The sequence below is a fragment of the Pseudomonas kulmbachensis genome, assembly GCF_963681935.1.
Taxonomy (GTDB): Bacteria; Pseudomonadota; Gammaproteobacteria; order Pseudomonadales; family Pseudomonadaceae; genus Aquipseudomonas; species Aquipseudomonas kulmbachensis.
This window is the reverse complement of the sequence record NZ_OY817088.1, coordinates 3258099-3280840: the sequence shown is the minus strand read 5'-3', so window position 1 is coordinate 3280840 and position 22742 is coordinate 3258099. Positions and strand designations below refer to the sequence as shown.

Annotated in this window: 18 protein-coding genes and 1 pseudogene; 10 read left to right on the top strand and 9 right to left on the bottom strand. The window is 59.1% G+C overall.

Annotation, left to right across the window (positions count from 1 at the left end):
• Positions 1 to 2: 2 nt before the first annotated feature.
• From U5A05_RS15000 to U5A05_RS14990, 3 genes are read right to left on the bottom strand one after another with little or no spacing between them, the layout of a single operon-like run.
• Positions 3 to 872 carry an alpha/beta fold hydrolase gene (locus U5A05_RS15000; RefSeq protein ID WP_321833698.1) on the bottom strand — a complete coding sequence of 290 codons (870 nt, stop codon included), beginning with the start codon at positions 870 to 872 and terminating at the stop codon, positions 3 to 5.
• 17 nt (positions 873 to 889) lie between these two features.
• Positions 890 to 1843: a 3-carboxyethylcatechol 2,3-dioxygenase gene (mhpB, locus tag U5A05_RS14995; RefSeq protein ID WP_261738685.1), complete on the bottom strand. Its 954-nt coding sequence runs from the start codon at positions 1841 to 1843 to the stop codon at positions 890 to 892.
• Between the two features lies 1 nt (position 1844).
• Positions 1845 to 3503: a bifunctional 3-(3-hydroxy-phenyl)propionate/3-hydroxycinnamic acid hydroxylase gene (locus tag U5A05_RS14990; protein WP_321833697.1), complete on the bottom strand. Its 1659-nt coding sequence runs from the start codon at positions 3501 to 3503 to the stop codon at positions 1845 to 1847.
• 139 nt (positions 3504 to 3642) lie between these two features.
• Between U5A05_RS14990 and U5A05_RS14985 the strand changes: the two genes are divergently transcribed.
• Complete coding sequence (locus U5A05_RS14985) at positions 3643 to 4422, top strand: DNA-binding transcriptional regulator (RefSeq protein WP_321833696.1); 780 nt, start codon at positions 3643 to 3645, stop codon at positions 4420 to 4422.
• Between the two features lie 173 nt (positions 4423 to 4595).
• Here the strand turns inward: U5A05_RS14985 and U5A05_RS14980 are convergent, their stop codons facing one another.
• Positions 4596 to 5465, bottom strand: a complete 870-nt coding sequence (locus U5A05_RS14980) for a LysR family transcriptional regulator (RefSeq protein WP_261738682.1) — start codon at positions 5463 to 5465, stop codon at positions 4596 to 4598.
• A gap of 165 nt (positions 5466 to 5630) precedes the next feature.
• Here U5A05_RS14980 and U5A05_RS14975 point away from each other — a divergent pair, with 165 nt between their 5' ends.
• From U5A05_RS14975 to U5A05_RS14940, 9 genes and pseudogenes are all read left to right on the top strand, one after another.
• The gene (locus U5A05_RS14975; protein WP_321833695.1) at positions 5631 to 6668 is read left to right on the top strand and encodes an amino acid ABC transporter substrate-binding protein; all 1038 of its coding nucleotides are present in this window, start codon (positions 5631 to 5633) and stop codon (positions 6666 to 6668) included.
• Between the two features lie 13 nt (positions 6669 to 6681).
• Entirely contained in the window at positions 6682 to 7836 is a 1155-nt protein-coding gene (locus U5A05_RS14970) for an amino acid ABC transporter permease (protein WP_321833693.1), read from the top strand.
• 2 nt (positions 7837 to 7838) lie between these two features.
• Positions 7839 to 8936: an amino acid ABC transporter permease gene (locus U5A05_RS14965; protein WP_321833691.1), complete on the top strand. Its 1098-nt coding sequence runs from the start codon at positions 7839 to 7841 to the stop codon at positions 8934 to 8936.
• Positions 8933 to 9709, top strand: a complete 777-nt coding sequence (locus U5A05_RS14960; protein WP_315968115.1) for an amino acid ABC transporter ATP-binding protein — start codon at positions 8933 to 8935, stop codon at positions 9707 to 9709. The genes U5A05_RS14965 and U5A05_RS14960 overlap by 4 nt, the downstream gene beginning before the upstream one ends.
• The gene (locus tag U5A05_RS14955; RefSeq protein ID WP_321833690.1) at positions 9706 to 10665 is read left to right on the top strand and encodes an isoaspartyl peptidase/L-asparaginase family protein; all 960 of its coding nucleotides are present in this window, start codon (positions 9706 to 9708) and stop codon (positions 10663 to 10665) included. Before U5A05_RS14960 ends, U5A05_RS14955 begins: the two co-directional genes overlap by 4 nt.
• A 65-nt stretch (positions 10666 to 10730) precedes the next feature.
• Positions 10731 to 11036: an NIPSNAP family protein gene (locus tag U5A05_RS14950; protein ID WP_261738677.1), complete on the top strand. Its 306-nt coding sequence runs from the start codon at positions 10731 to 10733 to the stop codon at positions 11034 to 11036.
• Between the two features lie 139 nt (positions 11037 to 11175).
• Positions 11176 to 11359 (top strand): annotated as a pseudogene (locus U5A05_RS24275) (O-acetylserine/cysteine exporter); the annotation flags it as partial.
• On the top strand, positions 11331 to 11588 hold the full coding sequence (locus tag U5A05_RS24270) for an EamA family transporter (RefSeq protein WP_425262884.1): 258 nt from the start codon (positions 11331 to 11333) through the stop codon (positions 11586 to 11588). The pseudogene U5A05_RS24275 and the gene U5A05_RS24270, both read left to right, overlap by 29 nt.
• 229 nt (positions 11589 to 11817) lie before the next feature.
• The gene (locus tag U5A05_RS14940; protein ID WP_321833687.1) at positions 11818 to 12228 is read left to right on the top strand and encodes an SRPBCC family protein; all 411 of its coding nucleotides are present in this window, start codon (positions 11818 to 11820) and stop codon (positions 12226 to 12228) included.
• A gap of 379 nt (positions 12229 to 12607) precedes the next feature.
• Here U5A05_RS14940 and U5A05_RS14935 read toward each other — a convergent pair whose 3' ends face one another.
• From U5A05_RS14935 to U5A05_RS14915, 5 genes are all read right to left on the bottom strand, one after another.
• Positions 12608 to 14191 carry an aldehyde dehydrogenase (NADP(+)) gene (locus U5A05_RS14935; protein WP_321833685.1) on the bottom strand — a complete coding sequence of 528 codons (1584 nt, stop codon included), beginning with the start codon at positions 14189 to 14191 and terminating at the stop codon, positions 12608 to 12610.
• 45 nt (positions 14192 to 14236) lie between these two features.
• Positions 14237 to 15586 carry a glucarate dehydratase gene (gene gudD / locus U5A05_RS14930; protein ID WP_321833683.1) on the bottom strand — a complete coding sequence of 450 codons (1350 nt, stop codon included), beginning with the start codon at positions 15584 to 15586 and terminating at the stop codon, positions 14237 to 14239.
• Between the two features lie 544 nt (positions 15587 to 16130).
• The gene (locus U5A05_RS14925) at positions 16131 to 18476 is read right to left on the bottom strand and encodes a tetratricopeptide repeat protein (RefSeq protein WP_321833681.1); all 2346 of its coding nucleotides are present in this window, start codon (positions 18474 to 18476) and stop codon (positions 16131 to 16133) included.
• 23 nt (positions 18477 to 18499) lie between these two features.
• The gene (locus tag U5A05_RS14920; protein WP_321833679.1) at positions 18500 to 20992 is read right to left on the bottom strand and encodes a spermidine synthase; all 2493 of its coding nucleotides are present in this window, start codon (positions 20990 to 20992) and stop codon (positions 18500 to 18502) included.
• A 141-nt stretch (positions 20993 to 21133) separates the two neighbouring features.
• The gene (locus U5A05_RS14915; RefSeq protein ID WP_321833677.1) at positions 21134 to 22720 is read right to left on the bottom strand and encodes an arylsulfatase; all 1587 of its coding nucleotides are present in this window, start codon (positions 22718 to 22720) and stop codon (positions 21134 to 21136) included.
• Positions 22721 to 22742: the final 22 nt, after the last annotated feature.

Below are 22742 nucleotides of genomic sequence, written 5' to 3'. Positions count from 1 at the left end.
CATCAGTGGGTCAGGAAGTCCAGCACCATGCGGTTGAAGGTGTCGGCGTGCTCCCACTGCGCCCAGTGGCCGCAGCGGTTGAACACGTGCAACTGCGCTTTAGGCAGTCCGGCCAGCAGACGCAAGCCGGTGTCCATCGGCACAAAGCGGTCTTCGCGACCCCACACCAGCAGGGTTTCTGCGCTGATTTCGTGCAGGCGATGGCTGAAGTCGGGGAACTGCTTGGGATTGAGGGTGCTGCTTTTAACGAAATTTTCCAGATGGTCGCGGCACGCCAGGAGGTTATCCAGGCGGGTCTGGAACAGTTCTTCGGTCAGGCTGCTGGCGTCGAAAACGAAGACGTTCATCATCTTTTTCAGGTTTTCAATAGTCGGCTCGCGGTACAGCGCACCGATCAGCTTGATGCCTTCGGTGGGCTGGGGCACAAACGCGCTCGGGCCGCCGGTGCCGCCGCCCATGAGGATCAGTTTGCCGATGCGCTCCGGGTTTTCCAGAGCGAAGGCTACGGTGCTGTGGGCACCCATCGAGTTGCCGATGATGTGCACCCGGTCTAGGTCCAGCACATCGAGCAGCCCCTTGAGCGCCGACGCATTGAGGTTGGAGCGCGAACCTTCGCTGACCACCGGGTCGCTTTTGCTCCAGCCCGGGCAGTCGAGCAGGATCACCCGGTAACCGGCTGTCACCAACGGTTCGATGTTGCGGTGGAAGTTGGCCCAGCCGCTGGCGCCGGGCCCGGAGCCGTGGAGCATGACCACAGTCTCTGCACCTTGGCCGACGTCGTTGTAGTGCAATTGCAGGTCCAGGCCGCCTTCCTTGATACGGGCAAAGCGGCTGGTCGAGGCTTCAGTGAATACGCTGGCAGTGGTAGTCATGGCAGTGTTCCTTGAATTCAAAGGGTGTTGTTCAGCGGCTGCGCGCCAAGGGCGCCGAAGCCTGCGATCCACTCGGGAATCGGGCGGTAGTAGCGGCCTTCGGTTTGGTAAGGGCCGAAGGCGGACAGGGCGGCGAAGGCGGCGACCCAGGTTTTCACCTCGTGGGTCGACTTGCCGGCCAGCGCCGACAGCTCGTCATTGCCCAGGGCGTCGAGGTCGCTCAGGCGGCCCTGTTCCAGGGTGTCGAGAAACTGTTGGTCCCATACCGGGTTGAGCGGATGCAGGCTGTTCTGGTCTTCGACAAAGTGCCGTGCGGCCTGGATCACCCGCTGCTGGCGAGCCTCGCGCTCATCGGCCGGTAACTGGCGGCCGCTGCCCATCAGGCGGTCTGCCATGCGTGCATCGGCCTTGGCCAGCTCTGGCACCGGGGGCTGATGTGACAGGCCTCCGGACGCGAGAAACAGCACGCGCAGGTCCAGTGATTTGGCCCATTGGCCGATGGCCTCACCCAGCAAGCGCGCACGCTTGAAGCCGGGCAGGGGCACTGCCACCGAATTGATGAATACCGGAATCACGGGGCAGGTGCACAATCCGCCCAGCAACAGTTCCAGCGGTTGGGCAAAGGCGTGGTCAACCTGCATTCGATAGGACACGGCGGTGTCTATTCCGGCATCCATGACGGCTTGGGCGCAGGCTTCTGCCAGCGCTTTAGGTACGTCGAGGGGGCCGGCTGCCGTGTCGAAATCACCGATGGCATCGGCGGCCATGCCAATGCAAAAGGGCGGCATTACGTCGTAGAAAAAGCCGTTGTAGTGATCGGGTCCCAGGAGCACGATCAGTTGCGGATCGAAACGGGCAATACGCTCGCGGGCATCGCTGATCATGCTGTCCACTTCGGCCAGCACTTCAGGTGCCGGGTCGACGTAGCCCACCAGCGGCGTATGTGACAGGCAGTGCAGATATGCGCTCATTTCAGGCCACCTTGCTGACGATTGACGTCACGCTGGCTTGCGTCTGTGCGTTGAGTGCCAGGGCCAGTTCATTGCAGGCTTTGCCAAGGGTTTGTGGTGTGGCCAACCCGGCGAGAAAGCGATCAGGGCGCAGCAGGGCGATGGACGATGAACCGCGAGCGAACCACTCGCGCAGGCGGCCACTGCTGTCGCCGATGCGAATCACGTCGTTGCCGGCGTCGCTCGGAGCCCTGAGCTGGACGTCCGGCAGCACTTGAATAAACCGCGTGCCCAGGGTTTTCCATTGCGCAATCTGAGCTGGCGTCAGGCCCCAGGTGGGGTCGCAACCCCAGGCGATAATGGCGAAGTTCTCGCCGATCACTTCATCGAGTAGAACGGTGGTGCCGGTGTCGGTCAGTACCTTGGGCTGAATAAACATCTTGCCCACCGGCGAGCCTTTTTCGCTTGGCACGATCAGGGCACCGCGGGTGTATTGCGGCATGGGCTTGAAGCGCATTTCGACGAAGTAGCGTTTGACCGGTGGCACATAGTTGAGCAGCCACGACACGCCATCACGCAGAGTGCCCTGCCAGCGCTTGGGCGGCGCCAGTACATGGCCAGCCAGAACGGATAGGTCGATCATCGCCTTGGCGTGGTCGCGGCGTTCCAGCTCATAGCTGTCGAGCAAGCGGTCGCTGGCCAGACCCTTGATCACCAGCGACAGCTTCCAGGCCAGGTTGGAGGCATCGCGCATGCCGCTGTTGTAACCCTGGCCCTGCCAGACCGGCATGATATGTGCGGCATCCCCGGCCAGCAGTACCCGACCCTGACGAAAGCGTCCGGCGAGGCGTGCGTTATGGGTATAGACGCGGCTGCGGATCAGCTCGATGCGGTCCGGGTCCGGCAGCACCTTGGCCAGCAGCTTGCGCATGTTTTCGGGCTTGCTCAGCTCGGCCTCGGTTTCGCCGGGCATCACCATAAACTCGAAGCGGCGCACGCCGTGGGGCAGGGCGGCCGATACGTAGGGCCGCACCGGGTCGCAGCACAGGTACACATGGGGCGTACTGAGCGGGTCGTTGGCGATATCCACCACGATCCACTGATTGGGCGCGGTCTTGCCTTCAAAACTGATATCCAGGCTGCGGCGTACCAGGCTGTTGCCGCCGTCGCAGCCGATCAGGTATTTGGCCTGCAAGCGCTCGCTGCGACCTTCGGCGTTTTTCAGGCTTAGTTGCACGCCGCTGTCGCTTTGCTCGAAGCCTTCGAGTTCGCGGCCGAACAGCACCTTGACGTTGTCAAAGCGGGCCAGGCCTTCGAACAGCACGCGGTCTGCCAACGGCTGGATAAAGGCATTACGGCGGGACCAGCCGAACTCATCGGTCTTGGGCTGGATATCGGCAAAGCAGCGACCCTTGGGCGTCATAAAACGCATCGCATGCCAGGGCGTAGTGTGCGGCAGCACGTTATCGGCAAGGCCGACTGCCTGGAAGGTACGCAGGCTTTCGTCATCCAGGCCGATAGCGCGGGGGTAGTCGATCAGGCTGTCGAGTTTTTCCACCAGGGTGACGTTCACACCACATTGGCCCAGGTAGTTGGCGATCATCAGTCCGACCGGGCCGGCACCGACAATCGCGACATCGGTGCTCAGGTCCAGAGGTGAAGCAGTGTGAGCAGAACTCATGGGTATCTCCGTACAGCGCTTTTTTGGATTTCTTGTTGGGCGCAGTATGGAAATCACGAGGCTGGTGAACAACGACAACCCTTGCTAGTGTGCACATAGTGCACATCGTTGATTTACCTATAAAAATAATGGAAATGACATGAGCGAAACCGAATATAAGGCCGTGCGCGGCTTGATGCGCGGGCTGTTGCTGATCAACGGTCTCAACCGTTTCGATGGCGGTGCCAGCACCGCACAACTGGCTGAACACAGTGGCCTGCATCGCACCACAGTGCGTCGTTTGCTCGAAACTCTGCAGGCCGAAGGTTATGTGCGGCGCAGCGAGTCTGATGACAGCTACCGGCTGACGCTCAAGGTGCGCGAGCTCAGTGAAGGCTTTCGCGATGAACAGTGGATTTCTTCAATTGCCGCGCCCTTGTTGGGCCAGTTGCTCCAGCAAGTGGCCTGGCCTACCGACCTGTGCACCCTGGATGGCGATGCCATGGTGATACGCGAAACCACTCACCGATTCAGTCGCCTGTCATTTCATCGTTCGATGGTGGGGCGCCGCTTGCCGTTACTGATGACGGCGACCGGGCGAGCCTACTTCGCATTTTGTCCGCCTGCCGAGCGGGAGGAGTTGATCGAGCTGATGATCAGTCGTGACGACTCGCAATCGGCGCTGGCGGCGGATCGCCGATTTGTCGAACGGTTGGTGGAGCACACGCGCAACAAGGGCTATGGGGAAAACAACTCGCACTGGGGCGAGGAGCGCAAAATCGCTGCGATAGCGATCCCGGTGATGTATCAGGAGCGGGTGATGGGTTGCCTGAATCTGGTGTATATCGCCAAGGCCATGCCGGTGGAGGAAGCTGCTCGCCGCTTTTTACCGGCGATGAAGGAGGTGGTGGGAAAGATTCAGGCGGGGCTGGTTCAATAGCCATCTCAGGCTCATATGATTTTCACGGCGTGAAGGCACAGGGAGTGTGAACAGTGCAAAACCTGTGGGAGCTGGCTTACCTGCGATGCAGATGCCTCGGTGTGTCAGGCAAGCTACGGTGATGCCTTCGCGAGCAGGCTCGCTTCCACAAGGACTCGCGCATCAGGTTTAATTTACAACCGCTGCCAGAACGCCTCGGCCTGTGGGTTACGGTTGTCCCGCCAGCGCACCAAAATCACTTCCAGATGGTCGGATTCCATGTCTGGATACAGGCGCACCAATTCCTTTCGCTCAATCAACGGCGCCACCATGCTGTGGGGCATGCACGCCACGCCCTGGCCGCTGGCGACCATCGGTTTGAGCGCTTCTGACACGGTTGCCTCGAACACTTGCAGCAGGCGATGGGGCTGCGGATGGCGGTTGATCTGGGTGCGTGACAGTTCATGCAATTGCGCGCTGCGCGAGTAGCTGAGCAACGGGATCGGTTCGTCGGTCTGCGCGCAATGCGTGGCCAAGTCGGGGGTGGCGACCCAGTACAGTTCGTCATGGCCCAGGGATTTGACTTCGAATTCACTTTGCCGGGAGTAGGGCGCGCTCTTGGTGTCGCGGTAGAACAGGACGAAATCGCAACGCCCGGACATCAGCGCCATGTAGTAATCATCGGTGCTGCGATAGCCAGTATCGATCCGGGTGAACAGCGGCGTTTGCGGGCTGTTCAACTGGCTGATCCAGCCGGGGAAGAAGTTGCAGGCCAAAGTGTGCAGCGAGGCAAAGGTCAGTGGCCGGTTGAGCACTTTTACGCTCTGCTCGCAGTCGCGGGCCATGCGTACCAGTTCCACGGCATTGGGCAGCAAGGCTTCACCGGCGGCAGTCAGGCGTACCGGGTTGCGTTCGCGGTCGATCAGGTTGGCGCCCAGGTGCGCTTCGAGCAATTGAATGCGTCGGCTCAACGCCGATTGCGAAGAGCCACGCATGCTGGCCGCCGCGGTGAACTTGCCGGTATCGGCCAGGGCGAGGAAATCTTCATACCAGTCGATATTCATAGAGTTATTCCAATATTCGATAGCGCGTCCAGCATAGTGGATCAATAGTCGCTATCCGACCCATGCCTCTGTCTTTATTGTGCACCTTAACCGCCACCTGCCGCTTTACCGATCGTAAAAGTGTGGTTCACAGGCATAACAAGAAGAATTTCGAAGGGGCATGATATGCACAAATTGAATAGGGTGAAGCTTTTACTTGGGGCTCCGTTATTGGCCCTGCTGGTGGTCAGTGGTCAGGCTGCCCAGGCAGGTGTGTTGGAAAAGGTCAAGGCACATGGCAGCGTGCGCTGTGGTGTAGCTGGTGATAAACCGGGTTTTTCGCTGATTGATGACAAGGGCCGCTGGACCGGCATGGACGTGGATTTGTGCCGCGCCGTCGCCGCTGCGGTGCTGGGTGATGCGGACAAGGTCGAGTACCTGGCCACCACCGCGAAGAACCGCTTCACGGCCCTGGCCTCCGGTGAAATCGACATCCTGTCACGGGCCGCGTCCTGGACTGCTGAGCGGGTGGCCAATCTGGGGGTGGACTTCACGACGGTATGGTTTTACGACGGCCAGGGCTTCATGACCCATACGGCCGACGGCATCAAAAAACTCACCGATCTGGATGGCGCCACCTTTTGCCTGTCGCCCGGCACCACCTCCGAGCAGAACCTCGAAGACTATTTCGGCCGACGTGGCCTGACCTACAAAACCGTGGTCATCGAAAAAAGCCCCGAACTCTACGCTGCTTTCCAGCGCGGGCGCTGCAATGCCATTTCCAATGACTCTTCCGGTCTGGCTGCACGATTGGCGCTGATGAATAACCCCCAGGACTACGCGTTGCTGCCGGAAGTGATTTCCAAGGAGCCACTGGGTGCCTTCGTCGCTCAGGGTGACACCACCTGGCGCAATATCGTGACCTGGACCGCCTATGCCCTGATGACGGGCGAAGAGCTGGGTGTGACTTCGGACAACGTCGACGAACTGCGGGGCAATAAAACCGCATCGACCGATATCGCCCGTTTGCTCGGCACCGAAGGCACCATCGGCAAATCCTTTGGCCTGGACAGTGACTGGGCGTATCGCGCCATAAAGCAGGTCGGCAACTACGCGCAAATCTACGACCGTAACCTCGGCCAGCAGACAGCATTGAACATCCCGCGCGGGCTGAACCGCAGTTGGAAAGACCATGGCTTGATGTACGCACCGCCGATCCGTTAAGGGAATTACTGTCATGTCGACCCATCGTTCGCACAATCTGCGTCTGTCGAGTGTGTTGCAGCAAGGGCTGGTACTGGCTCTGGTTGCAGCGGTGTTTTATCTGCTCTCCAGCAACGCCGCGTTGAACCTCAAGAACCTCAATATTGCTTCCGGATTCGGCTTTTTATCTCAGCGCGCCGGCTACGACATCAGCTTCTCGCTGATTGATTACACCCCGGACGCGACCTATGCCCGGGCTTATCTGGTGGGCTTGCTCAACACCTTGCTGGTGTCGGTGCTGAGCATCGTGTTGGCCACCTTGCTGGGTGGTGCGTTGGGTATCGCCAGGGTCTCGGACAACTGGCTGATCAAGCGCCTGAGTGGCACCTGCATCGAATTTCTGCGCAACGTGCCGTTGGTGGTGCATCTGGTCTGGTGGTACGGCCTGGTACTGGCATTGCCCGGGGTCAAGCATTCGGCCTCGTTGTTTGGCGTTGTGTTTTTGAACAACAACGGCCTGAACCTGCCCTGGCTTGCGCAAGGCAGTCAGGTCGGCTGGGGTGTGGCCCTGATGTTGCTGGGCATGTTGCTGGGTTATGGGTTTTGTCGTTTCAAGGAGGCCCGTACACCGTGGCGCGGTTTTGCCTCCAAGCGTTGGCCTGTGCTGTTGCTCGGGGCAGTGGTGCTGCCTTTGCTGGTGTACGCCGTGAGCGGTACCCAATTGCAATGGGAGGTGCCGGTGCAGCGCGGTTTTGGCTTTAAGGGCGGGATTACCCTGGTGCCGGAAATGCTTGCTCTGTGCCTGGCCCTGTCGTTCTACAGCGCCAGTTACATCGCAGAAATCTTTCGCGGTGCGATTGAGTCGGTGCATCGCGGTCAGTACGAAGCGGCCAGGGCGCTCGGCTTCAAATCGGGCGCCACCATGCGCCAGTTGATCGTCCCGCAGGCGATCTACCCGATGATTCCGCAAATCACCAATACCTACCTCAATATCGTCAAAAACTCCTCTTTGGGTGTGGTGATCGGCTTTATGGAGCTGGTGTCGTCTACCGGCGGCACCACCCTGAACCAGACGGGGCAGGCTATTGAATGCATCGCGTTGGTCATGGGCACTTATTGTGCGATCAGCCTGGTGATTTCTTTGGGGATGAATATCTACAACCACCGTATCGGCCAGAGGGGGCACTGAACATGACCGCAATGAATCAGGTACTGGCTGTCCCGCTGACGCCGCCGCGCTTGCCCTCGGTTCAGCGGGCTGTGGCCTGGAGCCGCAGCCAACTGTTTCCCAGTGTGGGGCACAGCCTGCTGACCCTCAGCGTGATTGCGCTGTTGTGTTGGTGCGTTCCCGCCGCACTCAACTGGCTGGTGTTCGACGCGACCTTCGTTGGCGACAGTGCCAAGGATTGCAACCCGGCAGGGGCGTGCTGGCTGCCGATTACCCAGCGCTGGAATCTGTTTGTGTATGGCTTTTATCCGCAGGCTGAGCAGTGGCGGGTGACGGTGTCGCTGGTGCTGGCCGGGTCGGCGTTTGTCCTGCTGTTTTTCAAGCGTCTGGACCGGCGCCTGCTGCTGGCGTATCTGGCCTTGCTGCCGATCGTGATGTGGTGGCTGCTCAAGGGCGGAGCCGGGCTGCCCGAGGTGTCTTCGACCAAGTTCGCCGGGATGCTGGTGACGGTATTTCTGGGCACCGCGGGGATGATTTTCGCCTTGCCGCTGGGGATTTTGCTGGCCTTGGGCCGACGCTCCAAACTGCCGGTCATCCGCATGCTGTGCGTGCTCTACATCGAGCTGGTGCGTTCGGTGCCGGTGATCTCGCTGTTGTTTATGGCTTCGCTGATGATTCAGCTGTTTCTGCCACCGGACTCGGCGTTCGACATTCTGCTGCGGGTGCAGCTGGTGCTGATTCTGTTTACCGCCGCCTATATGGCCGAGACCTTGCGCGGCGGTTTGCAGAACCTGCCCAAAGGCCAGTACGAAGCGGCGATGGCGCTGGGTTTCGGCTACTGGAAAACCATGGGCCAGATCATCCTGCCGCAAGTGCTCAAGCAGTCCATTGCGCCCTTGCTAACGCAATTTATCGGCCTGTTCAAGGAAACCACGCTGGTGATGATTGTCGGCGTGCTGGACATCGTCGGTATCGCCATGAGCACCGCTGTCGCACCTGAATGGGTTGAGTACGGCCACGAAATTTACATCTTCCTGGCGATCTATTTCTTCGTCATCTGTTTTGCACTGTCGCGCTATGCCCGACACCTTGAACAACGTATGGAGCAAAGCCGCTCATGATCATCAAACCCAAGGCCGACGCTGACCTGATGGTGCGCATCGAACAATTGAACAAATGGTTCGGCAATGCCCACGTGCTGAAAAATATCTCGCTGAATGTCAAAGCCGGCGAGAAAGTGGTGATTTGCGGACCTTCCGGCTCCGGCAAGTCAACCCTGATCCGCTGCATCAATCAACTGGAGCAACACCAGCAGGGCGTGGTCGAGGTGCTGGGCGAGGAGCTCAATGGCAACCTCAAGGGCCTTGAGCGCATCCGCCGTCAGGTGGGCATGTGCTTCCAGCACTTCAATCTGTTTCCGCATCTCACAGTGCTGAAAAACTGCACGTTGCCACAGACTTCCAACCTGGGTGTGCCTGAGGCTGAAGCCATCGAACGTGCGCTGGGGCTGCTGGACAAGGTCAAGATGCGCGACCACGCCAACAAGTTTCCCTCGCAGTTGTCCGGCGGTCAGCAGCAGCGAATCGCCATTGCCCGGGCGCTGTGCATGCAGCCCAAGGTCATGCTGTTCGACGAGCCAACCTCGGCCCTCGACCCGGAAATGATCGCCGAAGTGCTGGAGGTAATGACCAGCCTGGCCCAGGAAGGCATGACCATGATCTGTGTGACCCACGAAATGGGTTTTGCCCGTAAAGTCGCGGATCGAATTGTGTTTATGGATCAGGGCGAGATTGTCGAAGAAGCCCCGCCTGAACGGTTTTTCTCGGCCCCGGAATCACCGCGAACCCAACGCTTTTTGAGCCAGATAATCAATCACGGAGTGCATGCGCAATGACTCAATCCATAGCGATGGCCCTGCATGGCGGCGCTGGCGTACTGATGCCCGGCGTGCTGACGCAAGCTGACGAACAGGCAATTCACGCGGCGTTATTGCAGGCGCTCAAGGCCGGTGTTGATGTGCTGGAGCGGGGTGGCAGCAGCCTGGACGCAGTACAGGCCAGCGTGATTGAACTCGAAGAGTGCCCCTGGTTCAACGCCGGTAAAGGCGCGGTATTTACCCATACCGGTGACCATGAACTGGACGCGGCGATCATGAACGGCGCCAATCTCGAAGCCGGAGCCGTGGCCGGTGTGCATCACGTGCGTAACCCGATTTGCGGAGCGAGGGCGGTGCTGGAGCACAGCGAACACGTGCTGCTGGCAGGGGCGGGGGCGGATCTGTTTCTGTCCGAGCAGCCCGGCCTGGAACACGTCAGCAACGATTGGTACGACACCCCCTTGCGTCGTCGCCAATGGGCAGCCCAGCAGCAGCAACCAGAGACGGTATTACTGGAGCCGGGAGGCGTGGAGAAAAAATTCGGCACCGTGGGCGCCGTGGCACTCGACCAGCACGGGCATGTCGCCGCCGCTACCTCCACAGGCGGGATTACCAACAAGCGCTATGGTCGCGTGGGCGACTCACCACTGATTGGTTCTGGCACCTGGGCCGATGACCGCAGCGCCGCGATCTCGGCCACTGGTCACGGTGAGTTCTTTATGCGCACCGTGGTTGCTCACAATATTGCGTCGCGCATTCGCCTGGTTGGCTCCAGCCTGCAAGATGCCTGCGACCAAGTGGTGCAGGGTGAGCTCAAGGAGCTGGGAGGCAACGGCGGGGTGGTTGCGGTGTCTCCGTCCGGCGAAACCGTACTTAGCTTCAACACCCCGGGTATGTACCGCGCCTGGCGCGATGCCGAGGGCGGTTTGCACACGGCGATCTATGCCGAGGATGATTGCCTGCATCCTGTGTGAGTTGATTGACCCGTGAGGCGGGAGGGGGCTAGTCTCGATTTCCTTTTGCCTCATGGAATGAACCCATGATTACCTGCTACCTGCGTTACGTGATTGACCCGTACCAACTGGCTGAATTTGAAGCCTATGCGAAAGTGTGGATCCCGCTGGTAGCGAAGTTCGGTGGGCAGCACCACGGCTACTTCCTGCCCTCGGAAGGCGCCAACAACATCGCCTTGGCGATGTTTACCTTCCCCAGCCTCGCGGTTTATGAAGACTACCGCGAGCGCTCAAAAACCGATGCCGAGTGCATTGCCGCATTCAAACTGGCTGAAGACAACCGGTGCATCTTGAGTTACGAGCGAAGCTTCTTTCGGCCGGTTTTCGAGTAGCCGGGCGCAGTTTCATCCTCTGTGAAAGCTGTTTTCAGGCGCTGGACTTCCGGGTTTCTTGCAGTCGTTTATTAATGGGAATAAGTCTATGTCTGTGAAGGATATGTTGCTAGCCCTTTGCGTAGTTATTATATGAGGGTTGAATTTTGTAGTCATAAAGATTGGGCTTAATGGCATGCCTCCTTTTCTCTTGGCAGGTCTGAGATTCGCTCTTGTCGCTTTCTCGGCAGTTTTTTATAGGGTTACTTAAAATACCTGTGAGGTGGCTGTTGGCGTATGGCTTAACCATAAGTTTTGGGCAGCTTTCTTTTTTGTTTGTTGCGACCCTGCATATGCTATGCCGCCCGGGTATATTTATTAGGTCACGATGAAACATGGCGAATTGCGCCATTATCTCTTCTGGTTCCTGTCGTAGGTATTGCAAGTGCGGTGCTTTTGCTAGGTGAAACACTGTCTGGTGGGCAGTTTGTTGGTGCGGGTGTTATCGTTTTTGGGTTGTTTTTAAATATATTTGGAGGTTCTATTTTTTTGGTGCGCTGGAGGCGGGGTTAAACGTTAAAACTGTAGTAGTGGTGGTGTAATGCTCTAGTCGTTAGATAGTAATTGCTTTTTATATCTCGTAGCAGCCATAGGCATTACCCTTTGCGAAGCGAGGCCGCGCCCTAATTCGTAGATGTTGCTGCAATTGTATACAGCCCAACCCTACTGCATGCTGTCGACCCATCCTGGTCGTCGCAAGCAGGGCGTTCCAATCCTATTTATTCTGAGAGGCACACACCCCATGGCAGCAACATCCGCGTTTATCGATATTCCCGCTTCAACCGATCAGGTCTGGCAACTGATTGGCGGTTTTAACTCGCTGCCCGACTGGTTGTCGTTTATTGCCAAAAGCGAGCACGGTGAAGGCGGGCGTTTGCGCACGCTGCAGACCGTAGATGGCACGGTGATCGTCGAGCGGCTGCAAACGTTCGACAATGCGGGCAAAACCTATAGTTATTCCATCGTTCAGGCACCGTTTCCGGTGACCGACTATCTGGCGACTTTACGTGTCGAAGCACAAGGCGACGGTTCGCGTGTGACCTGGTCGGGGCAGTTTACGCCGCTGGGCATAAGCGTCGAGGCTGCGCAGGAATTGTTTGCCGGGGTTTACCAGGGTGGGTTGGCGGCGCTGCGTAGCCACTTTCCAGGGTAAACCACTGACACGCAGGCTTCACGCCACGCATATTATCCGGAGCTACCAACTTTCCGCCGAAAGCAAGGCGTGAGGTGGGTAGAAATCACCCAAAAACCGCAGAATGATGGCAATTTAAAATCAATGGATCCAAAAATAATGTGTCTATTTAATGACTTAGGTCAGTAACGATTTGAAAAAAATTGTTCAGAATCACTTGTTACTGATTGTTACAGTGGGGTAATATCGCCCTGCGTTCACCTACCACGGTTTATGCATTTTTAAGCCCCAAGTTTCCATCAGCTACTTGGGCTTTTTTTTGCCTGAAATTTGATATCGGATCCAATTTTTCGGCAATAAAAAGGCGCCAAACGCGGCGCCTTCAGGCGGTGGTCAGGCCTTAATCAATCGCCTGGGAACTCCACTCGCCATTAACCAGACGCTGCAAGCCCAGCGGATTGCTGTTTTGCAACGCTTCCGGGAGCTGTGCATCGGGATAGTTCTGGTAGCAGACCGGACGCAGGAAACGGTCAATGGCCAGCGAGCCCACCGATGTGCCGCGTGAATCCGAAGTGGCCGGGTACGGGCCGCCGTGAACCATGGCGTCACATACCTCAACGCCAGTCGGGTAGCCGTTGACCAGAATCCGCCCGACCTTTTGCTCAAGGATCGGCACCAGCCATTGATAGTGCGCAAGGTCCGCCGGTTCGCCGATCAGGGTGGCGGTCAATTGGCCACGCAAGGCCAGCAAGGCAGCTTTTAACTGCGCGTCACTGTCGACTTCGATGATGATCGTGGTCGGACCGAACACTTCTTCCTGTAGTAGCGGGTCTTTTTCCAGCAACAGGCTTACATCAGCCTTGAACAGCTGAGGTTGCGCTTGCGATCCTGATTGAGTGTGGCCGGCCAGGTGGGTGATGCCAGCATGGCTGAGCAGGTGCTCCACGCCTTTGGCATAGTTGCGCAGGCCGCCTGCATTGAGCAGGGTGTGTGGCCCCTGTTCGGCCATTTGCACAGTCAGTTGCTCGACAAAGGCTGCGAACTCGGGGGAGCGCAGGCCGATCACCAGGCCTGGGTTGGTGCAGAACTGCCCGCCGCCTTGGGTGACTGAAGCCGCGAGTTCCTTGGCCACAGCCGCGCTGCGCGAAGCCAGGGCTTGAGGCAGCAGGATGACCGGGTTGATGCTCGACATTTCGGCGAACACCGGAATCGGTTGTTCGCGCTCGGCGGCCATTTTGCCCAGGGCGTTGCCACCATGCAGCGAGCCGGTAAAGCCCACTGCCTGAATCGCTGGGTGCTTGACCAACTGTTCACCGACGCCCGCGCCGAAGATCATGTTGAACACGCCATTGGGCATGCCGGTCTTTTGTGCGGCGCGAATAATTGCGCTACCGACCTGGTCGGCGGTTGCCATGTGCCCGCTGTGCGCCTTGAATACCACCGGGCAGCCCGCAGCAAAGGCGGCTGCGGTATCGCCACCGGCAGTGGAGAAGGCCAGCGGGAAGTTGCTGGCACCGAACACGGCGACCGGCCCGACGCCGATCCGGTACTGGCGTAAATCCGCCCGTGGCAGAGGCTTGCGATCCGGCAGGGCCAGATCGATCCGAGCCCCTAAATAATCACCGCGACGCAGTACCTTGGCGAACAGGCGCATTTGCCCGCTGGTACGGCCGCGTTCGCCTTGAATGCGCGCTGCAGGCAGGGCGGTCTCTCTGCACACCAGGGCGACAAAGTCGTCGCCCAGTTGATCAATCTCGTCACCAATGGCGTCGAGAAATTCGGCGCGGCGCTCAGGCGAAAGTTGGCGAAACGCCAAAAAGGCTTCGGCGGCGGCGTTGGCGGCGCGGTCCACTTCTTCAGGGGTCGCCTGATAAAAGCGCAGAGGCAAGGCCTCGCCGGTGCTGGCATCCAGGCTTTCAAGCGTGACGGTGCCTTCTGCGCTGCGGCTGCCGCCGATAAAATTGTGGCCTGTTTCGTTCGACATCGTTTCAATCCTCGCTAGATAGGCTTTAAGCGCGCACTGGAGTGTTCAGCGCACAAGGCATGGTTTTTTGTTGTCGTATTTCCAGCCGGGAACAAGGAACTGCATGGCGACGCTGTCGTCGCGAGCACCCAGGCCCATGCCTTTGTACAGTTCGTGAGCCTTGGCCACGGCGTCCATGTCGATATCCACGCCCAGGCCGGATCTGGCCGGAACCTTGATATGACCGTCGACGATTTTCAGCGGCTCGCGGGTCAGGCGCTGGCCGTCCTGCCAGATCCAGTGGGTATCGATGGCGGTAATTTCGCCCGGTGCCGCCGCTGCGACCTGAGTGAACATGGCAAGGGAAATATCAAAATGGTTATTGGAGTGCGAACCCCAGGTCAGGCCCCACTCGTGACACATCTGCGCGACCCGTACCGAGCCCTGCATTGTCCAGAAATGCGGGTCGGCCAATGGAATGTCCACTGCTTGCGATTGAATCGCGTGCCCCATTTCGCGCCAGTCGGTGGCGATCATGTTGGTGGCGGTGGGCAGTCCGGTGGCGCGACGGAACTCAGCCATCACTTCACGCCCTGAATAGCCGTTTTCCGCGCCGCATGGGTCTTCGGCATACGCCAGCACGTGATGCTGATCACGGCACAGGGTAATGGCTTCCTTGAGTGACCAGGCGCCATTGGGGTCAAGGGTGATGCGTGCATTCGGGAAGCGCTCGGCCAGCGCCGTCACCGCTTCGATCTCTTCGGCACCGCGCAATACACCGCCCTTAAGCTTGAAGTCGTTAAAGCCGTATCTGGCTTGGGCGGCTTCTGCAAGGCGGACGATGGCTTGCGGGGTCAGTGCTTTTTCGTGGCGCAGGCGCAACCAGTCATCGCCATCGGCTTCACTGCGGTAGGCCAGATCGGTCTGCTGGCGGTCGCCGATGTAAAACAGGTAGCCGAGCATCTTCACCGCATCGCGTTGCTGGCCTTCACCGAGCAAAGCCGCTACCGGAACCTCGAGGAACTGACCGAGCAAGTCGAGAAGGGCCGCTTCCATCGCCGTGACCGCGTGGATGGTGATGCGCAGGTCAAAGGTTTGCAGGCCGCGCCCCGCCGAGTCGCGGGCGGCGAATGTGCTACGCATGGCATTGAGGATGCTCTGGTAGTTGCCGATGGGTTGGCCCACCACCAGGTTGCGTGCGTCTTCGAGGGTTTCGCGGATGCGTTCGCCGCCCGGCACTTCACCTACGCCGATATTGCCGCTGCTGTCCTTGAGGATAACGATATTGCGGGTAAAGAAAGGGCCATGAGCGCCGCTAAGGTTGAGCAACATGCTGTCATGGCCCGCCACGGGGATAACCTGCAGGCTGGTGACGACCGGCGCTTTGCTGGCGTGGTGCTGATGTTCGGCGTTCATGGTCTGTTCCTTGAAAAGAGTCAGGGGTTGGCTGATCGATTAACGAGGCGGTTTGCAGGGCTATGGCAGCCGTGACCGGTGGGTGGGTCCTGGCAAAGCGTTAGCGCGTGCAGCAGACAGATTGCTGGCGTTATTCACAATTCGAAGCCCCCACTGATTATTGTTATGCGGGTGATTTGCGCCGAAGGGTTTGCCCTTGGTTAACAGACATCATACGAGTTGGGTTTTGGTCTCGCAATGCTTTAAACCAACCTATTAGTCATAAGCTGGTTTGGATAGAGGCTGTTTACAGGTTTTATTGAGGATTATTGCTGGTTTTGAGGACGACTCTGTGGTTTTCCAAGAGCCGTTTTTTGTTTGGTTGTCGTACCTGTTGGGTGCGCCGACACGCCTGTGGTTCCTGTAGCCGCTGTCAGGGAACGAGGCTACTGAGATACTTCAATCGTGGGAGCGAGCCTGCTCGCGATGATCATTCGCGAGCAGGCTCGCTCCCACAGGGGTTTGACCTGGAACAGAGTATCTACAGGTTTTAGTCTTTGGGCCGTTACTTCAGCGCTACATCCTCAGGGTTGATCTTTTTCCAAGCTTGCAGCACCACCTGCGCCTTGGGCTCCTGGCCACTGTCGAGATAAAACTGGATTAATGCCAGCCGCGCATCGCGAAACGCCGGTTGGCGCTTGAGCAGTTCTTCCATTTGCTCGCAAGCCTGATCCACCTGACCACTCTGGTGCAGCGCCACCGCCAATACATAGCGATACTGGCCGTTGTCAGGTTCCAGTTTCACGGCCTTTTGCAGGGCTGTCATGGCCTGTCCGGGCTGGCCTGCGCGAATCAGCGCGAGCCCTTGGCTGTGCTGCAACAGGGCTGCTTTTGGGTTGGTCTGCAACGCGTTGTCGAGCAAGGCTGTGGCCTCGGCGCCGCGACCACTGGCTTCCAGCCATTGCGCCAGCGTGACCAGTGCCGGGAAGAAGTCCGGATCGCGCAGCAGGGCGGTGCGCAGCATTGGCTCAACCTCGGAATTACGCCCGCTGGCCTGATACAACATGGCCAGGTTGAGGTTCGACTCGGCCCTTTCGGCCAGGCTCAATTGCACTGCTTCGTATTCACCGATGGCTTTGGCCCAGGCGTCTTGTGCTGAGCCCAAGCCAGTGCCCGCAGAGCCCTGCAAGTTACGGGCAGCGATGATGCGCACCGCACGCACGCTGTCCGTCAATAACGGACTGAGCGACGCGATTCGCTCAGTGGGTGGCAAGAAGGCGCTCACGGCCCGTACCGCGCTTTCACGCACTTGCGGTGCGGGATTGCCCAAGTCCTTGCTGGCCAGCTTCAGGGCGGATTCGCTGGGGTAGTTCGCCAGTTCGGCCAGTAACGTTGCCCGCTGGATAGCAGGCAGGTTACCGCGCTGTAACTGTTCGTAAAGTGCCTGTGCCGCTCCGGGCTTACCGCCGCGGATCAGCCACAAGCTTTCGTCGTAACGGGCAGCCTGGGGTGCGTCATGGGCGGTCCAGAGTTTGAATTGCTCTGTCACTTTGTCGCCGGCCTTGCCCTGATGGCAGGTCAGGCAAGCGTCCGGGGTGCCAAGGGTTTTGGCCCGTACCGGGTTGGGGATGCCGAAGCTGTGGTCATGCCTGAAATCATTGCCCATGTAGAACTTGCCGGGCATGTGGCAATCGGTACATTGCGAGCCTGGCTGGCCCTCGGTATGGCGATGATGTTCGACCGAATCGTAGTTCTTCGCTTGCAGGCCCTTGTCGTCGATCCCGGCAATCGCAGCCTTGCCCGCGCGGTTGTGGCATTGCACGCACACGGCATTGCCCGGCGCTTTAAGTTCGGTGCTGTGGGGGTTGTGGCAGTTGCTGCAACGCACACCTTTGTCGAACATTTTGCTTTGCGCGAAGGAGCCGTGCTCGAACACTTCATCCTTGATCTTGCCGTCCAGCGCATACAATTCGCGGGTCAGTACGCTGGGCAGGTAATCGTCCATCAAGCGCTTGCCCGCGGTAAAACCATCGCCCAGCGGTGCGCGCCGGGCATGACAGCGGGCGCAGGTTTCGATTTCGACGGCGGGATCCTTGCTTTTCAGGTCTACGTCGAAACCGCTATGGGGCAGATCGCGTTTGTTGGTCACCGCCAACACGTGGTTGGAGGCCGGGCCGTGGCACGCCTGGCAACCGACGCCAAGGCTGTTCCAGTGGCTGTTGAAACTGTTGGTGGCGGCGTCGAAATTGCGTTTATAACCCGTGGTATGGCATTCGACGCACATAAAGTTGGCATTCTGGCTGGGCTTGCTCCAATGCAGCGGATTTTTGAAATCCACCCCTTGGCCCGGATACAGGTGAAACCAGCGGTTTTTTTCAGTATCCCAGGCCACGCCCAGGGCCTGTAGTTTGCCGTCGCCGACGTCGAGCAAATACTGTTGCAACGGCGCGATGCCGAAGGTGTAGGCAACCTTGAAGTCAGTGGCTTTGCCATCTGGCCCTGGGGTATTGACCCAGAACTCGTCGCCTTGGCGAAAAAAACGGCTGCTTTCGCCTTCACCTTTAAAACTCGCGTTGTCGAAATCTGCCAGCATCGTCTGCGGGGTGGCTGCCTGCATTGCCAACTGGTGGTGCGAGCCTTGCCAGTCCTTGACCTGTTCGTTGTGACAGCCCTGGCACTGCTGCTCATCGACCATCTGCGCGGGCGCTGTTTGTTTGGCCTGCGGTGCTGCAATCGCTGTTTTGGGCTCGTAGGCCACCGGCAGGACGGGTTGTGGGCGATCTAGCCAAAGCCACAGCACGGCCAGCACCACCAGTATCACGGCGACGATCGCGGCAAACAGGTAACGACTTATCAGGGTAGGGCGCGAATCAGGTTGGTCTGCAGCTGTTTTATTTTTAGTTTTGGGCATTGCGACTTCCGTATCCAGATGCTTTAGCGTTCGCCGACAAACCAGCGGTAATAGGGGTTGGCGCCATCGCCGCGCATCACTTCGCGGATATCCCGGCCCCAGGCCTCGCGATCGCCATCATAGGCGTGCAGGCTGGAGCGGTAAAACTGCATCAGGCGTTGCTGATGCACATTCATGCGCTCGACGAACCCCGGGTCAGCGTTGAGCAACAGAGGCGGTCGGCGCAGATCGAGCAACGCCGGAAGCACTCGGCTGATTTCTTTGGCGCGAACCCAGGGTGCGTATTCGATGCGCGGCTGGTCGTCGGTCACTGGCGGTGCATCTGCGGCAAAGCGTTCCAGCCCTTCACGATCCGTCACCCAGGTGGCGAGCAGCGCAGCGGCGGAGGCTACGCCCACGTCCTGCAGGGCGTTGCGCACTCCGGGCTGTTCAAAGCGGGCGCTGATGCGCGTAGCGTCCAGTTCGATCGGTTGCAGTGAGCCGACCAGCAGCATTTCGTGAAACTCGCTGGTCCATAACGTCGCGTAGGGGAACACGTCAAGGAAGCTGCGCACCAACGAGCGCGAATCGTCGATGTTCTGTGTCGGCAGCGGCAACCATTGCGCGACCAATCCCTCGGGTTGCAGGCGCTGCGCGGCCAGTTGGTAGAAGTCCCGCGAATACAGGTTGACCACCCCGGCGGCGGAGGGTGGTGGTGGCTCAAGGGTGATCAGGTCGTATTGCTGCGCGCTGCGCAGCAGTTCCTGGCGACCGTCGCGCAAGCGCACCTGTACACCGGGGTTGGTCGCCGCGTTGAAGTTGCCCTTGAACAAAGAAGAAGCCTTGAGCACCGAGGGCAGCAGTTCGGCCACTACCCGTTGCTCCAGCGCGGGGTAGCTCAGCAGGGCGCCAGCAGTGATCCCGGTGCCGAAGCCGATCACCAGTGCCGAGTGTGGTTCGCCGTTATGGATCAGCAGCGGCAGCAAGGCCTGAATCCGCATATAACGCAGCGAGGGCATGGCATCGCCGGTATTCGACACGCCCTGGATATACAGGCGCTGAAACTTGCGCTCGCCCTTGCCCTGGGTGACTACGGCCACGGTACCGCCACGGCCTTCCTCATAAAACGCCAGCTCGGCGTTGCGTGCCCCCGGCAACAACTCGGCGAGACGCTCCACCGGCGTTAGCCAGGCTACCAACAACGCCGCAAGACTTACGGCAATCACCCCCCGACGATGATTTTTCCTGACCCCATGACCCTGGTGTACCGCGACAAACCCCACGGCGGCGGCGATGATCGCCAGCAGACCCAGGGTGCGCACCAAGCCCAGCAAGGGGATCAGCACAAAACCACACAGCGCGACGCCGATGATCCCGCCCAACGTATTGAACGCCACCACCGCGCCGACATCGCGCCCAACCCGTTCCGGGCCGACGCACAGACGCAAGGCCACCGGAAAGGCTGCGCCCAGTAGCAGTGTGGGGATAAACACAATACTTAACGCCGCCACTGCAAAACGGGCACTCATGCCCAGCAATACACTGCCACCGAGGGCCAGCGTCACGCTTTCGGCCTGGGTTTGCAGCAGGATCAACCAGCGCCCGAGCAGGGCGATTTCCAGCAGTGCAACTAACCCGGCCCCGGCGATCAGCAAGGCAAATACGCCCCAAGGATCGCGTAGTCGATCAACCCGGCGCGCCATCAGGCTGCTGCCGATAAACAGCCCGGCAAGGTAGGTCGCCAATACCACGGCAAAGGCGTAGGTGCGGGTACTCATAAATTGCACGATCGATTGCGACCAGACCACTTCGTAGCCCAGCGCGACACCGCCGGCAATCGCATACAGCAGCATGGCCAGGCGTGCCGGTGCCGGTTGCGCTGCTGGGGTGGTGGCAAGTGGTGTTGAGTAGCGGCGCTGCACAAGCAGGGCACCAATAGCGGCGATGATGTTGAGCAAGGCGGCAGCGAATGCGCTGCCACGCACACCAAGGGTGGCAATCAGCACAAAGGCGGTGAGCAAGGTGCCGACGATTGCGCCACCGGTGTTGGCGGCATACAACCGCCCACCGGCGCGGCCCAGGTGTTGTGGGTCGGCCGCCAGCGCCCGAACCAGCACCGGCAGGGTGCCACCCATCAACAGCGCGGGCAGGCCGACCAACAGCAGAGGCAGCAGCCAGGCCAGCAGGCCGAACTGTTGCTCCAGCCGGGCGAATGGCGCGGCGGCCATGCTCAGGCCGAACGTAGCGCCGATGCCGAGCAGTGCCACGCCGATTTCAAGCCCTGCATACAACAGCAGTGGTTTGCCCAGACGGTCGGCGAAGCGCCCGAACAGCAGGCCACCCAAGGCCAGACCTGCGAAGAAAGCGCTGATGCCGGTGGTGATGGCGTACACCTCGACGCCGATCACCAGTGACAATTGCTTGATCCACAGCACCTGATAAATCAGCGCGGCAGTACCGGAAATAAAGAGCAGCAAGGCGGGCATAAGTACCGTTGTGCGATTGGCAATCTGAGACGCGGATAGGGCTAACGGCATTGCGCAGGGCCTTGTGCAGAGAGAGTTCGGATGGAGCTGAAGCTGAACTGTGGGATCGGGCTTGCTCGCGATGGGACCAGCGCGGTGCATCTGATACACCGCGTTGCCTGAATCGCGAGTAAGCCCGCTCCCGCAGACGGGTTACTGTGCTGGCTGGTTCTTCGTTTTCTCGGCAATCTTGGCGTCTACCGCTGCCCGTACCTGATCGATACTGAAGCTTGGCGGCTTCTGGCTTGGAGGGTAATCGACGAAGGTTTCCAGGAAGTTGGCTGCCTTCATGATTGCCACTTCGTTCAAGTAAACGTTTTTGGTGCTCCAGTCGTAATACTGATCAGAGACCACGTCAGCCCGTTCAAACGGATCCATGCGCAGGTTGAAGATTTTCGGCACCCGCAGGCACACGAAAGGCTCGCTCCAGACCTTGAAGCCGCCCGGTTCACGTTGCTCGCAAAAAACTACTTTCCAGTTGTCGAAGCGCATCGATACCAGCATGCCGTCATCGTTGAAGTAGTAGAACTCGTTGCGATTGCCCTTGGGTTGCTCGCCCGTCAGGTACGGCAGCTGGTTGAAACCGTCCAGATGCACCTTGAAGTTGGTGCCGCCTGCCACCGGCGCCCACCCCTTGAGCAACTTGTCTTTGACATCGGCATCGCCAGCGACGGCCAGCAGGGTAGGGAACCAGTCCAGCCCCGAGAACATCTCGTTGCTCACTTCGCCAGCCTTGATTTTCCCCGGCCAGCGCACGATGGCCGGAACGCGGAATGCACCCTCCCAGTTGGAATTCTTCTCGTTACGGAACGGCGTGGTGGCCGCGTCCGGCCAAGAGAACTGGTTCGGCCCGTTGTCGGTGGTGTAGACCACGATGGTGTTGTCGGCGATTTTGAGGTCGTCGAGGGTTTTCAGCAGCTTGCCCACGTCGCCGTCGTGCTCAAGCATGCCATCTGCGTATTCGTTGCCGGGCATACCACTCTGGCCCTTCATTGAATCGCGGACGTGGGTAAAGACGTGCATGCGCGTGGTATTCATCCACACAAAAAAAGGCTTGTCGGCCTTTGCCTGCTTTTCGATAAACGCCTGCGCCGCGGCAGTGGTTTCGTCGTCGATGGTTTCCATGCGCTTGGCGGTCAGGGCACCGGTGTCTTCAATCTTGCCGTCGGCAAAGCTGTGGATCACGCCACGGGGTGAGGTGGCCTTGACGAAGGCCGGATCATCTTTGGGCCAGTACGGACGTTCGGGTTCTTCCTCGGCATTGAGGTGGTACAGGTTGCCGAAAAACTCGTCGAAGCCATGATTGGTTGGCAAGTATTCGTCGCGATCGCCCAAGTGGTTTTTACCAAATTGTGCAGTGGCATAGCCTTGCGACTTGAGGGCCTGGGCAATGGTGATATCGCGTTTTTGCAGGCCCACGGGGGCTCCCGGTATGCCGACCTTGGACAGGCCGGTGCGCAGCGGCGTCTGTCCGGTAATAAACGAGGATCGACCCGCTGTGCAGCTGTTTTCTGCGTAGTAGTCGGTGAACATCATGCCTTCTTTGGCAATCCGGTCGATATTGGGGGTCTTGTAGCCCACCACACCCATGGAATAGGCGCTGATATTGGACTGGCCAATGTCATCGCCGAAAATCACCAGTATGTTGGGTTTTTCGGCGGCTACGGCGGTGGCGGACAAGGCCATCACCGAAGCCGCCACTAAGGCTAACTGGGGGAACCACTTGGCTATTCGAGTCATGCAACTTGCTCCTTGTTGACTG